The organism is Streptomyces sp. NPDC041124 (assembly GCF_055592385.1).
This window is the reverse complement of the sequence record NZ_JBVIYR010000004.1, coordinates 429,247-445,645: the sequence shown is the minus strand read 5'-3', so window position 1 is coordinate 445,645 and position 16,399 is coordinate 429,247. Positions and strand designations below refer to the sequence as shown.

The following is a 16,399-nucleotide window of genomic DNA, read 5'->3' as shown; positions in this document are numbered from 1 at the left end:
TGTGTGATCGTTGTGGGTGAGGTGTGACGGGAATGTGGACCCGGTTGCGGAGCGGGGGACCTGGCGTGTTCGGGCAGGGCGGTCGCGCCGCACGAGCGGGCGGCGGACGTGGCCGGGGTGAGAGAGCAGGGATGGTCGCGCTGCTCTGTGCTGCTGTGACCGTTGCCTTGGTGCCGGGCCCGGGGGCCTGGGCGACCGATGTGCAGCCGGGTGAGCCCATGTCGCTGGGGCAGAAGGCATTGCGGGAGGCGGAGGCGTCCGGCCAGCCGGTGGAAGTGCCGGAGGAACGCACGGAACGCACCACGGTGTTCGCCAACCCGGACGGTTACACCTTCACGCTGGAGGAGTCGGCTGTTCCTGTCCGTGTGGCCGCGCCGGGGGGAGGCTGGCAGGAGCCGGACGCGACTCTGGAGACACGAGCGGACGGCACGGTCGGTCCGAGGGCCCCCGCTGTAGAAGTGACGTTCTCCGGTGGTGGTGACGACGGCCCGCTGGCGCGGATCGAGGACAAAGGCAGAGCGCTCGCCCTGGACTGGCCGGGTACGCTACCCACGCCGCGCCTGGACGGCTCCAGCGCCGTATACCCCGAAGTGCTGCCGGACATCGATCTGAAGGTGACGGCTACCCCGGAGAGTTTCCAGCACGTCCTGGTGGTCAAGACCCCCGAAGCGGCGGCGAGCGAGGAACTGAGAAAGCTCACCTTTGGTCTGAAGACCGAAAACCTTAGGGTCGAGGAAGGAGCGGCCGGCAATCTGGCTGCGGTCGACGGTAACGGCACCACCGTGTTCAAGGCGCCGCCGGCCCAGATGTGGGACTCAGCCGGTCAGGACGTGTCCAGCGGGACACAGCCGCAGCTGATGACCGCCGTGCCCGCCCTCACCGGGGACGACGCGCGGACGGGCGAGCCGGCAGACCCGGCCGAGACGGCACAGTCCGGCTCAGGCATGGAGCCGGGACAGGGTGACAGGGTGGTGCGTATCGATGTCGAGGTCAGCGACGACTCGCTGTCGGTCACTCCGGACAGGAGCATGCTTACGTCCACCGACGAGTCGGCGTTTCGGTGTTCATCGACCCGACGGTGACCTGGGGGGAATCGGAGCGCACCCTGCTGCGCAGCGACGGCTATGAGTCCTACAACTGGGGCAACGGCTCGGATGACCTGGGCAAAGGCGTGGGCAAGTGCGGCACATGGAACGGCTACTCCTGCGGTCCCGGCTATGTGCAGCGCCTGTACTTCGAGTTCTCTCCCGCCAGCCTGAAGGGTAAGAAGGTCCTGGACGCCACCTTCCGGGTGACGGAGCCGTGGGCGTTCCAGTGCGACCCGCGCTGGGTGGATCTGGTCCGCACCAACAACATCTCCTCTTCCACGACGTGGTCGTCGCGACCAAAGGAACTGGACTTGATGGGGGACCGGCACGTGTCGGCCGGTCGTGGGTCATTGTGCGATCCCGATTCGCCCGACGCGCCGATCGAGTTCAATGACAACCCTGAGGAGACGAACGAGAACCTCACCCCCACGGTGCGTGACTTCGCCGCAGGCAAGTTCTCCCGGCTGACACTGCTCATCAAGGCGCACGATGAGTCGGACACCGCTGCCTGGAAGCGGTTCAAGAACGACGCTGTTCTGGCCGTGAAGTACGTGGCTATGCCAGCCATCCCCGCTGAGGTGGGCATGGTCTCCGGCTCCGGCTTCGTCTGTTCCACGGACGCGGCCAACCCGAGCATCGTGTCCGACCCGACCCCACAGGTCCAGGGCCGTCCCCGTACCGCGGCCGGTGGTGAGACAGGCGCGAACCTGCGCATTCGGTGGTGCACGGAGCAGTACAGTGGCTCGTCCTGGACGGTGGCCCACACCGACGTGGACGGTCCAACCACCGGCTACGTAGGAAACCTGGTCAAACAGACACGCAGTCTGCCCACGTTGCAGGAGGGCGTGAAGTACCGGTTGAAGGCACTGACCCTGTCCTACTACGAAGACGGAGGCCATCGGCAGAACACCGGCTACACCAGCCCGTGCCATTTCACTGTTGACTCCAGCGCGCCCAAAGCCCCGCAGGTCACCGTCGGCGGTCCGTACACCGTTTGTGCGGACAATGCCTGCGTGGCAGGAGGCGGCCCGGGTGTGAAGGGCACGTTCACTTTCACACCCGCCACCGGTGACACGAACACCGCGTACCAGTACAAGCTGTCCTCGCAGGCCGCATGGTCGGCCGAACTGCAAGGTGCGACTGCCACCGCCACCATCACTCCCACTCGTGGTGGCCTGCACCGCTTGTACGTACGGGCCAAAGACACCCTTGGCTGGGGCGCGCAGTCCGTGACCGACTTCCTGGTCGACGCCGGTGAGGGCCCGGTCGGGCAGTGGCATTTCACCGAGGCGGACGGAGTCGCACAGGATTCCGCCACCGCCGACGGACGCGACGACGCGACCCTGACGGGAGGAGCGGAGCGGGATGACCGCGGTCGCCGTGGCGTGATCACCCATACGGCCGAGGACAGCGTGCTGGGCTCCCAAGTCACGGACAGAGGCCTGGTGTTGGACGGTGACACCGGTCACGCGGGTACCAGCACGCCGGTGGTCGACACCCGAGCCTCCTATACCGTCTCCGGCTGGGCCCTGCTCGAACCCGGCATGGCGCACAACCAGACGGTGCTGGGGCAGAGCGGCGTCTATTACAGCGGCTTCTACCTCTCCTATCAGGAGTCACGTAAGACCTGGACGCTGCGTACCTCACCTGCCGACGGGTCGGGCGGCAACCTCAGCGATCAGATGGTGGTGGCCAAGCAGCCCGCCCCTCAGGGGGTGTGGACGCATCTGGCCGCGGTGTACGACGCGGAGAACAAGCAGATCCGCCTGTACGTCAACGGCGCTCTCCAGGGAAGTGACGCCGTGTCCGGGTCCTGGGCCGCAGAGGGACCGCTGCAGATAGGGCGCGCTTTGTGGCAAGGGGTGTACACCGACTACTTCGCCGGGTCCATCGACGAGGTCACCGTGTGGCAGCAGGCTCTCACGGACAATCAGGTTGCTGATACGGCCGACCTGATGAACTCACCGCAGCACGCGGCCGTTGAGCTGGTCGCGGACTGGTCGGCTGCCCGTGGTAGCGGCACCACCATTGCGGACACCACTTCTGGCTACGGCCGCTCGATGGTCCTGACCGGCGGCGCGGCGCTGCAAGAAGAGACGATCGTGCTCGACGGCAGCGATGACGCGGTCACCACCTCGGGACCGGTGGTCGACGACACCGGATCATTCACGGTCACCACCTTGACTGCCCTTGATGCGGACAAGCTCACCGCCAAGGCCGTCGGCTACACCGGCCAGGTCGTGGGCCAGCGCACCGCGGACGGCTCGGCCTGGGGCCTCTGGTACGAACGAACCGGCAGTACGACCGTGATCGACGAGGAGACTTTCGAGGAGAAGACCCTCCCAGAGGGCTCCTGGCACTTCGGCCGCCTCAACCACGATGGCACCTTCAGCGCGGTGGCCTCCGATGAGAGTGCCGCCATGGACGGCATGGTCCGCCTCACTGGTGTCTTCAATGCCTCCACGGGCACGATCAGCCTCTACCTGAGCAACATGCAGAACGGGGGGAGTCAGATCTTCACGGCGAAGGCCGGCTCCGGTGATTTGGTTATCGGCAAGGGCTTCACCAACAGCGTGTGGCGGCATCATCTGCCGGCCAGTGTGGCCGAGGTACGGGTGTGGGCCGGTGCCATGGCGACTTCTGAGCAGGTCAGCGAGACTGTGGGCGACTGAAGCGGTGACAGGTGGGGACAGAAACGGCGCCGTTCGTCCTCACCGCACCGGGATGGTTCACAGGCGCATCAACGATCCCTGTTCGGCGTGCAGAAACTTCATTTCTGAAAAATAAGGTGGGGCGAAGCGATGGCTTTTGGCATAGGCACCTCAAGGCGACTTGAGGTGGTCCGGCGGCGCTCGAGTCGGCTCCTGGGCCAATCACTGGCTCTTGCCCTGATCGTGCCGACCGGACTGGCTCAGGTCGCCCAAGCTGCGGAACCTGGCGGTCTCGGGCGCCCAGACGTTCCGAAGTCACCGGTGACCAAGGTCAAGGCGTTCGCAGGGCCCAGTGCGGAAAAGGCGCGGGCCAAGGTCACCCAGGACCGTAAGGCCAACGAGGCGCAGGCCCGGCAGGCCAGCGGGGAGCGATATGCCGCCTGGCCCGTGCACGGCACCGCGTCGCTCACCCTCAGACCGGGCGCGGACCGTACCGCCGAACCGGGCGGCACGTCCGTGACGCTGAAGCCGGAAACCCCCTCTTCGAAGGCCTCCGCTGCGGCATCAGGCGAGGCGCAGGTCACCGTCCTGGACCAGAAGGCGTCCCGCGAAGCGGGTGTCACCGGCATCCTCCTGACCGCCACGGCCGACACACCGGGCGCGGCGAGCGTGAGCATCGACTATTCCGGCTTCGCCTCGGCCATCGGCGGCGGCTGGTCCCAACGGCTGCGCCTGGTGCAGCTGCCTGCGTGCGCGCTGACGACCCCGGACAAGGCAGAGTGCCGCGAGCAGACGCCGCTGCCCTCGGACAACGACCCGAACAACCAGATGGTCTCGGCGAAGGTCCACCTGGGCAAGGCGGCCGATGGGCCGTCCACCCAGTTGCTGGAGGCCGGCAGTGCTGCCTCCAGTGCGACCGTGTTCGCGGTCACGGCTGCTTCGGCCGGTTCCGGTCAGTCGCCGAACGGCGCGGGCGACCACTCGGCGACGAAGCTGTCCGAGTCCTCTTCCTGGCAGGCGGGCGGCAGCTCGGGCTCTTTCACCTGGTCCCACGCCTTCGCCCTGCCGCCCGCAGCAGCGGGCCCGGTGCCGCCGCTGTCCCTGTCCTACGACTCGGGCAGCGTCGACGGCCGCACAGCGACCACGAACAATCAGACCACTACCGTGGGCGAGGGCTTCAGCCTCACCGAGTCCTACATCACCCGCACCTACGCTAGCTGCGACGACGACGGCCACGACGACGTTTTCGACCAGTGCTGGAAGTACGACAACGCCAGCCTGGTCCTCGACGGCAAGTCAACCAGGCTGATCAAGGAAGACGGCAGCGGTCAGTGGAGGCTGGAGGACGACGACGCCTCGAAGGTGACTCGCTCCACCGGCGCGGACAACGGCGACAACGACGGAGAGTACTGGACGGTCGTCACCGGCGACGGCACCAAGTACGTGTTCGGCCTGAACAAGCTGGACGGCGCGGCAGACCAGCGGACGAACTCCACCTGGACCGTTCCCGTGTTCGGCGACGACTCCGGCGAGCCTGGCTACTCCGGCGGTGACGCGTTCGCCGACCGGGCGCTGACGCAGGCCTGGCGGTGGAATCTCGACTATGTCGAGGACACCCACGGCAACGCGATCACGTACTGGTACGCCAAGGAGACGAATCACTACAAGAAGAACAAGGCCAACACGGCCGGTGCCTCCTACATCCGCGGCGGCTACCTGAACCGGATCGAGTATGGGCTGCGCAGAGGTGCCCTGTTGACCGACAAGGCCGACGCCAAGGTCACCTTCTCCTACGCCGAGCGCTGCACCGCCTCGGACTGCTCCAGCCTGACGAAGGACACCGCCAAGGACTGGCCCGACGTTCCGTTCGACGCGATCTGCTCCAAGGACGACGACGAGTGCAACGCGGCCGGCCCCTCCTTCTTCACCCGCAAGCGGCTGACAGGCGTCGACGCCTTCTCCTACAACGCCACCAGCGCTGGGTACGATCCGGTGGACTCCTGGGACTTGACCGGGGAGTACTTGGACGGCGGGGACATCGGTGACAGCTCCGACCAGGTGCTGACGCTGAAGTCGCTCAAGCGCACCGGCAAAGCCGGCGAGACGCCCCTCACCGTGAACCCGATTTCCTTCACCTACCAGATGCGGCCCAACCGCGTCGACGCCACCGACGATATTCTTCCCTTGACCCGGCCGCGCATCTCCACCATCACCTCCGAAGCCGGCGCGATCACCGCTATTACCCTGTCGCCACCGGAATGCACGCGCAGCGAGGTAGGAGGCGCGGCACCGGACAGCAACACCCGCTCTTGTTTCCCTCAGTACTGGAACATCAACGGTGCTGAGAACGCCTCCATCGACTGGTTCCACAAGTACCGCGTTCTGGCTCTGGGTGTGCACGACCAAGCCGCCGGCAACCCGGCCGTGGAGTACGCCTACGACTACAGCGGCGCGGCCTGGCACCACAACGACGACGCATTCACTCCGAAAAGCGAGCGGACCTGGTCCGAGTGGCGCGGCTACCGCCAGGTCACCGCTCACACTGGTGCCGTCGGTGAGACCCGGTCGAGGACCGTCTCGCTCTACATGCAGGGGATGCACGGCGACAAGAACAAGAACGGCACCACCAAATCCGTGACAGTGGCTCCGCTGCTCGACACGGATGTCGACTTCACCAACGCGTACGACAGCGACCACTTGAAGGGCCAACTGCGCCAGCAGGTCGTCTACAACGGCAGCCAGCCCACCACCAGCGTCTTTCACGACTACACCTACAAGAACACCGCCAGCCAGACCGTTCCGGATGCCACCGACCACGTCGCCCGGTGGGTCCGTGACACCTCGACATACACCAGCACCTACCTCACCGCTTCCAGCAAGTGGCGCACTCACGTCGCCACCAATCGCTATGACGACCTCGGCATGGTGAACGCCGTCGACGACTACGGCCAGAAGGGCGCAGACGGAGACGAGACCTGCACCCGCACCTGGTACGCCCGCAACCTCGATCTCGGCATCACCAGCCTGGTCTCCCGCACCAGAACCGTCGCCGGGGAATGTTCGGTCGCCGACGCCAGCCTGAACCTGCCCGCCAGCAGCAACACATCCGGCGACGTCCTGGCCGACACCGCGACCGTCTACGACAAGGCCGACGCCACCACCTGGCTGGCCACGCAAAAGCCCACCAAGGGCGAGGCCACCTGGACCGGGCGGGCCGTCGGCTACAGCGCGACCGCCGGCAGTGACGGTCAGCGTCTGCCCTCCGGTTGGCAGACGATCGCCACCACCACTTACGACACCCTGGGCCGCCCGCTGACCGTCACTGACGCCACGGGCGAGAACACCGCCGCCACTACCTACACCCCCGCCGACGCCGGCCCTCTGACCCGAACCCTGGTCACCAACCCCATGGGCCACCGCACGATCAGCTTCCTCGACCCCCGCCGTGGCCAGGCCCTTCGCACTTACGACGCCAACAACAAAAAGACAGAGCAGAAATACGATGCCCTCGGGCGACTCACCGACGTCTGGCTGCCCAACCGGTCCACCAGCCAGAACCCGAACACCAAGTTCGCCTACCACCTGAACAACACGAAGCCGTCCTGGGTGTCCACCTCGTCGCTGACCAACGCCAGCACGTACAACATCAGCTACGCCCTTTACGACTCCCTGCTCCGGCCACTGCAAACCCAGTCACCCACCCCTGATGGTGGCCGACTGCTCACCGACACCCGTTACGACACACGCGGCCTGGCCTACGAGACGTTCACCGACATCTTCGACACCACCAGCACCCCCAGCGGCACCTACACCCGGGCCGAGTACGGACGCGCCCCGGTCCAGACCGAAACCGTCTTCGACGGCGCCGCCCGGCCGACCACCAGCGCCCTCTACGTCAACGGCATCAAGAAGTGGGCCACCACCACCAGCTACACCGGTGACACCACCGCCACCACCGCCGTCCAAGGCGGCGAGGCGCAGCGCACCATCACCGACATCCGCGGCCGCACCGTCGAAATCCGCAACTATGCCGGGGCGAGCCCTGCTGACGCCGACTTCGGCACCGGTCCGGGCGAGAAGTACGCAGCCGTGAAGTTCACCTACGGCCTGGACGGCCGGCAGAAAACCATCACCGGGCCGGACGGGGCCACCTGGTCCTACAGTCACGACCTCTTCGGCCGCCAGAGCAGCACCGACGACCCGGACAAGGGCAGGACAACCACCGAGTACAACGCGCTCGATCAGGTCGTCAAGACCCTCGACTCACGCGGCAAGTCCATTCTGAGCGCCTACGACGCACTCGGCCGCCCCACCGCAACCTGGACCGGCTCGAAAGTCGACGCCAACCAGCTCACCGGCTACACCTACGACACTGTCCTCAAGGGTCTGCCCGCTACCTCGACCCGTTACATCGGCGGCAAGAACGGAGCCGCTTACACCCAGGCTGCCACCGTCTACGACAGTATGAGTCGGGCCACCAACACGGAGATCCGGCTGCCGGCCAGTGACCCGTTCGTCAAGGCCGGAACGCCCACCACACTGCGGTTCGAGACGCACTACAACGTCAACGGGACGGTCAAGCAGACCGAGGCCCCGGCACTCGGCGGCCTGGAAGACGAAATCACCGACTACGGATACAACGGCCTGGGCGGCCTCACCTCGATCGGTGTCTACCTGACCGGCATCGACTACTCGGCCCTTTCCCAGCCGAATCAGCTTACGTTCGGCACCGACAAACGCCTCTATGTCGGCAATGACTTCGAAGAAGGCACGGGCCGTCTGACCCGCAGCTACGTCCAGGACGAAACGCATCCCTACCAGCTGCAGAGTCTCAACTACACCTACGATCAGGCCGGCAACGTCACCTCCCTCAAGGACCCCACCACCCTGGGGGGCACAAGTGATGCAGACACCCAGTGCTTCAGCTACGACGGCCACCGCCGCCTGAGTGAAGCCTGGACCCCCAAATCCCAGAACTGCACCGATGTACCCAGCGCCAGCGCACTGGCGGGTCCGGCCCCGTACTGGACCAGTTACACCTACAACACTGCCGGTCAGCGCACCACCGAAACCCAGCACACCCCCAACGCCACCACCCAGACCTCCTACTGCTACACCAATACCGAGCAACCCCACACCCTGACCGGAACCACCACCGGGAACGACTGCGCTACTCCTGAACGTACCTACGCCTACGACCCGACAGGCAACACCACCGACCGCCCCGGTCGGACCATGGGCAGCACACAGGAGCTGACCTGGTCCGAAGAAGGCAAGCTGACCCGCCTCGCCGAGGAAGAGCAGTCCACCGACTACCTCTACTCCGCTGATGGCAACCTGCTCATCCGAGCCACCGAAAACGGCGAACGCGTCCTCTACGCCGGCGCGACGGAACTCCACCTCCGCACCGATGGCACCGTCTGGGCCCAGCGTTACTACGCCGGCGGCGGTATCACCGCCGCCATGCGCACCAACCAGTCGGGCAGCCACGAGGTCACCTTCCTCATCAGCGACCATCACGGCACCGCCCACCTGGCCGTCAACCGGAGCGACCAGGCCTTCACCAAGCGTTACACAACCCCCTTCGGCGCCGACCGCGGCAAGCCCGCCTACGGCCCCTGGCCCGACGACAAGGGCTTCCTTGGCAAGACCAGGGATGGAACCACCGGCCTGACTCACATCGGTGCCCGCGAATACGACCCGAGCATCGGCCAGTTCATCAGTGTCGACCCGATCCTCAACACAGCAGACACTCTGTCCCTCAACGGCTACAGCTACGGCAATAACAACCCGCTCACCGTCAGCGACCCGACAGGGCTCATCAACGCCCTGCCCCGAGGCGGCGGCTGCGATCCCATCATCTGTCCGAATGCCAACTGGGGAACGAAAAAGGAGAAAAAGAGCCTCACGAAGGCGTTCACGAAGCACTACCAGAGAACATCCGGCTGGGCGCCGCCCGAATCGCGCGGGTATGACAAGAACGGCGATGGGAAGGTGGCGATCAATCCAGGCCTGTCCGTGCCGGCGTCTTGGGACAACCTTCCGCAACTGGCGAAGGTGTTCAATCAGCATCTGGTCGACGGCTGCTATACGAAGAATCTCGGCTGCTACAGCGACTTGTCGCAGACAGTTGTCAGTTCATACCTCTATAAGGCGAAGAACTACGCGTGCCGCGAGGTGTATGGGGGAGCCTGCCCCGACGGCTACAGTATCGGCAAGGAAATGGCGGCAGCATTTCTTATAGCTGCGCAAGAATATACAGGGGGGCGCGGAGCTGGAGGTCGATCCCCGAGTGGCTGCAACTGCTTCCTCGCCGACACTGATGTCCTCATGGCCGATGGAACGACCAAGGACATCGAAGACGTCGACCTGGGTGACGAAGTAATCGCGACCGACCCGGCAACGGGGAAATCGGGGCCACGAGAAGTCACTCGTCTGATCCGCACGGAAGACGACAAGCACTTCAACGAGCTCTCCATAGCTACTGACCGGGGCGTCGAAAGGCTCACGGCAACGTACGAACATCCCTTCTGGTCCCCCTCCGAGGGTGACTGGGTCGAAGCCGCCGCCCTCACGCCCGGAATGACCCTGCTCACCGACGACGGCGACACCGTCATCGTCACAGCGAACCGCGCGTACACCAAGCACGCCCGCACCTACAACCTCACCATCGACGACTTCCACACGTACTATGTGCTGGCGGGGCAGACTCCGGTCCTTGTTCACAACAGCAACTGCGGCCCGTCCCTGAAGGATTTGCAGAAGGACTACCCGCGGCGCACTGTGGGAATTCTTGATGTCGGGGGCGATCAGCTGCCGATGATCAGTGGTCCAGGCGGTCAGTCTGGACTCCTCAAGAACCTCCCAGGTCGTACGAAGGCCAACGGGGAGCACGTGGAGACTCACGCAGCAGCTTTCTTGCGTATGAACCCGGGTGTCAGAAAGGCCGTGCTCTACATCGACTACCCGACGGGGGCCTGCGGAACATGCAGAAGTACATTGCCTGACATGCTGCCCGAAGGTGCTCAGCTGTGGGTGATCTCACCGCGTAGGACTGAAAAATTCACGGGACTTCCTGACTGAGTTAGGAAAGGAATCGGCGGCCCATCCAGGTGGATCGGCCGCCGATTCGTGTTTCCCTGTCTACCAGGGCAGTGGTTCATCGGTTGTGTGGTCCTGAGCGCCGGAGTATGAGCGCCACTTGACTCCTGGCATATTCTCCGCCCAGGAGAGATCGCCTGGCGCCCTCGCCGCCAGGGTGACGTCATGACCTTCGTCGGGATCATCGCTCGGGTGGACGAGCGCCAGCCAGCTCTCGCCGAAGAGGATGCGCGAATCGTTGGCTGGCCAGTTCCACGCAGGGAAGGGGAGCTCATGACTTCCTTCCCGAGACCAGAGCCAATCTGCCGGGACTCCTTGCGCTACTTTCGTCGCAGGAGCCCCCAGGATTGCCTCTAGGATCGTGGCATGAATCAAGAAATCTGAGAGCTGCTCGTCAGTCCGTCGCCATGGGGTCGGTTCGTCGGACGGCTCTCGCTCGTACACAGAGCGATCTTCACTGGCCGGGTCGAATGCCCAGACCCAAGTTCCTTGGTTCTCAACCCAGAACGGAATCTTTCCGTCTTCCACCGCGAGTTTCGAAAGGGGGATGGCGTAGTTGTGCGAGGTGATCTCCCCGCCCCACTGGGCAGAGATTTCATGCCACTCGACAAGCTCCCTGGGCGCTTCAGGTGATTCTCCCAGTCTCACATTGGGTGATTGCGGGGCGCCGTACCACCTCCGCAGAAATCGCAGCAGGCCCGGGTTGTCCGTGGGAGCGAGAGAGTTCATGTGAGACATTATGCGCTACATGCCGGGTGTCGACGTGAGTTGACCTGTGCATCGCTAAAGCAAAACGGGAGCCCCGTAGGTGGGGCTCCCGTGGGCCATGACGGCAGTAGTTGACGGCAACGTCAGCGGACGAGGGCGGCGCAGGGCGGCGGTTCGTCGCCGTCGCCGCTTGCCGTCTCGGCGGTCTCCGGGCTGCCGAGTGCGGTGCTGAGGGTGTTGATGGCGTCGCGCTGGAGGCGGAGTCGGACGTGGGCGTAGACGGTGGCGGTGACGCCGATGTGGGCGTGGCCGAGGAGTTCCTTGATCACGACGAGTTCGACGCCCTGTTCCAGGAGCAGGGTGGCGGTCGAGTGGCGGAGGTCGTGGAAGCGAATGCGGCGGAGGCCGGCCTTGTGGAGGAGCGTGATGAAGGCGCGGGTGAGGTTGGTCGGGTCGATCGGTCGACCCTGCGCTGTGGTGAACACGTGCCCGTCGTGCTGCCATGTGGTGCCCGCGGCCTCACGCTCGCGCTTCTGCTGTTCGTGGTGGAGCTTCAACGACTGGACGCAGCGGGTGGGGAGGGCGATGCGGCGCTCGGAGGCCCGCGTCTTGGTGGGCAGCGTGGTGAGCCCGCCTGCGGCGGTTCGCTGCAGGGTGCGGCGAATGGCGGCGGTGCCCGCGTCGAGGTCGAGGTCCTCCCAGCGCAGGCCAAGGAGCTCGCCCTTGCGGAGTCCGGTGTGGAGGGCGAGTTCGAACAGCGCGTGCAGCCGGTGGCCCTGGGCGGCGGCGAGCAACTGCCGGGCTTCTCCGGCGGTGAGGGGTTCGAAGCGTCGGGGCCGGGGTGTGCCGATGCGGACGTTGCGGGCGACGTTGCGCGGGATCTCCTCCTCTCGTACCGCGTGCTCCAGGGCGGACTTGAGGACGGAGTGGACGTAGGCCAGGGTCAGGGGCGAGAGCCGCTTGGAACAGCAGTTTCCGGCGGCGCAGCAGCGGGGCTTATCTCGGCCGGCGTCGAGGCGGCGAGTGCAGCACTGGCAGGTGGTGCGGAGCTGGTTGAGCCAGGTGCGGACGTCTTTGGCGGTGAGCTTTGCGACCTTCTTCCGTCCGAGGCCGGGGATGAGGTAGAGCCCGGCGACTGCGGTGTAGTGGGTGTACGTGTTCTCTCGCAGGTGGTGGATGGCGACGTTCTCCAGCCAGTACGTCAGGTACGCGGCCACGCTGCCCTGCGCGGACGGTACGGGGAGGCCGCGGTTGCTGGCCGCGATCTTCTCGGTGAGCTTGGCCAGGGCTTCCTTGCGGGTGGTGTCGTAGACGCGGACGCGGCGACGGGTATTGCCCGGCGCGAGGACGTATCCGGCGGCCTCCCAACGGCCGTCCTTGCGCTGGTAGATCGTGCCGTCTCCGTTGGCTCGGGTACGGCGGGAGACGGGGGTGTCGCGGGGCGTGGTCATCAGGCGGCTTCCTGTTCGAGGCGAGCGTGGATGAAGTCGGTGAGGGCGTGGGTGGGGATGCGACGGGAGCGGCCGAGGGTGATCGAGGCGAGCTGGCCGGTGCGGAGAAGGTCGTAGACGGCGGAGCGGCCGAGCTGGAGGCGGGCCATGACCTGGGGAACCGTCAGCAACTCCGGAGCCCGGCCCGCATCCGCGTGGAGGACGGCGGGCGGGAGCGAGGCCATCAGCAGCCCCCTTCGGCCGTGAACTGCCGGTCCAGTTCCCTGCGGTGCCATACAGCGGCGGCGAGGAGGTTCGCGCCGGGGCTGTAGCCCGAGCCGAGGTAGTCCCAGTGGCCGATGACGAGAGTGGTCGTCGGGTCGGGTTCGGGAAGGCCGGCGTGGGCGCGGGCCTGTTCGGTACGCCAGGCGCGGCGGGCGTCGCGCAGCGCGCCGAGCGTGACGGAGTAGGAACGGGACTTGGTGGAGAAGTGACCCCGGAAGCCGAGCATGTGCGCCCACTTCCAGAGCTTGAGATCGGCGAACTCCGGCAGGCGGCCCAGCTCCCAGCAGGTGCGGATCATCTGCCGGACGTGCCGGGCGACGACGAGGCGGGGCAACGGCCGGGCCTGCCCGGTGCCGTCGCACGCGCTGCACGGAAGCGGGGTCCCGTGGGGCAGGAGGGTGGCGCCGCGTCCCTGGCAGGGGCGGCAGAACAGGGCGCGGTCGAGGGTGCCGGAGGCGTCGGCGGACTTGGTGGCGTACTTCGCCACGTAGGCGGCCACGGCCTGATCGCTGAATTCGGTGTCGGTGCCGAAGGCGGCGATCTCGCGCACGTCGAGCTGCTGGCCCCAGCCAAGTTCGCGTTCCCCGACCGCGTCGGAGTCGACGGAGATGCGGGCGCGTGGCGCGGCGGCGCGGATGGCGTCCGTGAGCACGGCGACGGTGGCGTACGGGGGCGGGGACTGGGTGCTGCCGTCGGGGCCGTCGAGTCGGATCACGGCGTGGAAGTGGACCAGGCCGCGCTTCTGGTACTCGGCGACCTTGGCGAAGGACACCCGCAGTACGGCGCGGGCGGCCTTCTGGGTGAGGCCGAGCCGGGCGGCGAGCTCGCGGCGCAGGTAGGTGGTGAAGCGGGCCCACAGGGCGGAGGCGTCGGCGTTGAAGAGGACTGCGCCCGTGTAGTCGTACGTCGCCGGATTGAGCGGCGTACCGAGCAGCGGATCCGTTGAGTCGTGGCGGGTGCCGCAGCGGCAGGGCCGTGCGTCGGGGCGGTTGTGGACGGGGCCGAAGGAGGGTGCGGTGAGGGTGGCGAAGACGCGGGGGTGGGTGCGGACGGTGTCGGGGACAGTCTTGCCGCCGGAGAGGCCGGCGCGGATGAGGTGGTAGGTGTCGGCGGCGTAGAGGCGGGAGCAGGCCGGGCAGCGCGAGGAGCGGCGATTGCCGCACGGGGTGAGCAGACTGCCCGTGGGCTCCTCGGCGGAGCTGTAGGAGCGCAGCACCTCCCCGGTCGTCGTGTTGAGGGTGGTGGTGTGGCCGTTCAGGCGGACGGGTTCGGTGCAGCCGCCGAGGCGTTCGATCTGCTGCCGTGTCCGGTCGAAGTCGGGTTGGTTGACTAGCTGAAGCAGGTCCCGTACGGCGGGGCTTGCCACGTGGCGCAGGTCCAGGGTGACCATTCGGGGCGTGTCCCTTCAGTTCGGGTGGGCGGCCCCGAGCAGCAACCAGCCAGGTGCGGAGGTGTGTTGGTGCTGCTTGGGGCATGACGAACCAGGCCCATGGACGGGCGTGGGGCTGAGCGAGGGGGTGCCGCTGGTGAGGGCCGGGCTCAGAGCTGAGCGAGGGCGGCGGTGGCCACCGGCAGGGCGACGCCCATGCGAGTCCCCAACTGGGCTGCTGTGATCGGCGCTTCGTGCTCGGTGCGGTGGGTATCTGCGATGCGCCGGGCCGCGTCCAGCAGGGCAGTCGGCAGGGCCGGGCCAGAGGCGGGTCGAGCCGTCTTCGCGACGGTGACGGGCAGAGCCGCGGCCGGAGCCGGGGCGGGCTGCGATTCCTCGGCCGGGGCGGTAACGACGTCCGGGATGAGAGTCGGGGGTGCCGATTCGGGGGCGGGTGCCTCGTCGGGCACCGGCTTGGGGACAGTGGTGGGTACGGCCTCCAGCTGCGGGACGGGGTGGGTGGGGGTGTGGAACTGGGCGAGGAAGGCGGGGCCGACGTGGCCCCAGCCGAGGAGCAGGAGCGGGGCGACGGTGTCCAGGCAAGCCCGGCCGTACCCGCACCCGGGACGCCGGCCACCGTCACTCCGGGCACGTTGGCCAGGGACACGCACACCCGGGCGGCGTACTCGTCCACTCCCAGCTCCCAGCGCGTCAGGTCCGTGAGTGGTCGGCCGGTGGGCCGGTGGGTGGTCGGCGTGGTCAGCGGGTCGGAGCGCACGCCCCGGATCACCACCTTGCCGGGGCCGTCCGGCAGCACGGACACCCGCGTGCACCGCCAGGCATCGGCAAGGAACCGCGCCGACTTCTGGTACTCCTCCAGCCCGACCTGCGGCAGCGTCCGGGCCCGCACGATCACCCCGAACTGGTCGGGCTTGACCTTGATCTTCGGAGTCAGCACCCGGGGAGCGGGCGGGGGACTGTCCTTCTGGGCGGTGATCTGCGTGAGCAGGCTCGGTGTCTTGTCGGTGACCGTCAGTCCCGCCATCCGCGCGAGCCGTACCCAGCCCCAGCGGACCCGGACGGCCTGCCGCATGCTGACCCGCGTGCCCCGGTCGGCCCGTACGTAGCGCACCACCGTCCACACCAGCCACACACCGATGAGCGCCGTAGCGATCGGCAGCACGTACGACGCGTATCCCGTGACGGCTTCCACGTCAGGCCCCCTCTTCGCGTATCAGGCGCAGGGCGTGGGCCAGGTCGAGGTGGGCCGCCTGTTCCGGGTCCAGGCCGAGCAGATCGAGCACGGCAGCCGAGACGGCGAAGGTGGCCTTGCCCTCGGTCCCCGGCAGGGGCCGGAGCGGGGACAACTCCCGCTCCGGCAAGTGGCGTTCGAAGCGGGTCACTGGTCCGCCTCCACCGTCACCAGCTCCAGGCGAGCAGCACGGTAGGCGACACCGTCGGAGAGCTGACCATTGAAGATCCGCGCCCACGGGGTGGCGAACAGCTCCACAGGCCGCACCATCGCCCCCGGCTTGAGCCCGGCCGGCAGGCCCGTCTCCGGAACGGTGATCTTCAGGACTTCGGCGCGGCCGTCCTCCATGAGCATCACGGTCACCGTGTACAGCGACGCGCCGGTCTCCCGGTCGGTGGCGACCTCCCCGGTCTGCTGGTCCTTGATCTTCAGCACCGGCTCGGTGCCCGCGATGCACACCGCCGACGGCAGCAGGGCAACACGGATTCGAGTCATGGCCATGCCATCACATCCTC

At 66.9% G+C, this 16,399-nt stretch carries 8 protein-coding genes and 1 pseudogene; 2 read left to right on the top strand and 7 right to left on the bottom strand.

Annotated elements, in window-relative coordinates:
• The first annotated feature begins 131 nt into the window (after window positions 1–131).
• Both ACZ6A9_RS13630 and ACZ6A9_RS13625 read left to right on the top strand, forming a co-directional pair.
• A pseudogene (locus tag ACZ6A9_RS13630) lies at window positions 132–3,760 on the top strand (LamG domain-containing protein).
• A gap of 129 nt (window positions 3,761–3,889) precedes the next feature.
• The gene (locus ACZ6A9_RS13625; protein WP_468984017.1) at window positions 3,890–10,822 is read left to right on the top strand and encodes a polymorphic toxin-type HINT domain-containing protein; all 6,933 of its coding nucleotides are present in this window, start codon (window positions 3,890–3,892) and stop codon (window positions 10,820–10,822) included.
• A 60-nt stretch (window positions 10,823–10,882) separates the two neighbouring features.
• Here the strand turns inward: ACZ6A9_RS13625 and ACZ6A9_RS13620 are convergent, their stop codons facing one another.
• The 7 genes from ACZ6A9_RS13620 to ACZ6A9_RS13590 form a co-directional block, all read right to left on the bottom strand.
• Window positions 10,883–11,569, bottom strand: a complete 687-nt coding sequence (locus ACZ6A9_RS13620; protein WP_307670302.1) for a hypothetical protein — start codon at window positions 11,567–11,569, stop codon at window positions 10,883–10,885.
• Between the two features lie 122 nt (window positions 11,570–11,691).
• On the bottom strand, window positions 11,692–12,999 hold the full coding sequence (locus tag ACZ6A9_RS13615; RefSeq protein ID WP_468984014.1) for a tyrosine-type recombinase/integrase: 1,308 nt from the start codon (window positions 12,997–12,999) through the stop codon (window positions 11,692–11,694).
• Window positions 12,999–13,223 carry a helix-turn-helix domain-containing protein gene (locus tag ACZ6A9_RS13610; RefSeq protein ID WP_468984012.1) on the bottom strand — a complete coding sequence of 75 codons (225 nt, stop codon included), beginning with the start codon at window positions 13,221–13,223 and terminating at the stop codon, window positions 12,999–13,001. Before ACZ6A9_RS13610 ends, ACZ6A9_RS13615 begins: the two co-directional genes overlap by 1 nt.
• On the bottom strand, window positions 13,223–14,653 hold the full coding sequence (locus ACZ6A9_RS13605) for a replication initiator (RefSeq protein WP_468984009.1): 1,431 nt from the start codon (window positions 14,651–14,653) through the stop codon (window positions 13,223–13,225). The genes ACZ6A9_RS13610 and ACZ6A9_RS13605 overlap by 1 nt, the downstream gene beginning before the upstream one ends.
• 149 nt (window positions 14,654–14,802) lie before the next feature.
• Window positions 14,803–15,303: a hypothetical protein gene (locus ACZ6A9_RS13600; RefSeq protein ID WP_468984007.1), complete on the bottom strand. Its 501-nt coding sequence runs from the start codon at window positions 15,301–15,303 to the stop codon at window positions 14,803–14,805.
• 543 nt (window positions 15,304–15,846) lie between these two features.
• Window positions 15,847–16,035: a hypothetical protein gene (locus tag ACZ6A9_RS13595; protein WP_468984005.1), complete on the bottom strand. Its 189-nt coding sequence runs from the start codon at window positions 16,033–16,035 to the stop codon at window positions 15,847–15,849.
• Window positions 16,032–16,385 (bottom strand): SCO3933 family regulatory protein, encoded by a 354-nt coding sequence (locus ACZ6A9_RS13590; RefSeq protein ID WP_468984002.1) that lies wholly within the window; start codon window positions 16,383–16,385, stop codon window positions 16,032–16,034. Before ACZ6A9_RS13590 ends, ACZ6A9_RS13595 begins: the two co-directional genes overlap by 4 nt.
• Between the last annotated feature and the right edge of the window lie 14 nt (window positions 16,386–16,399).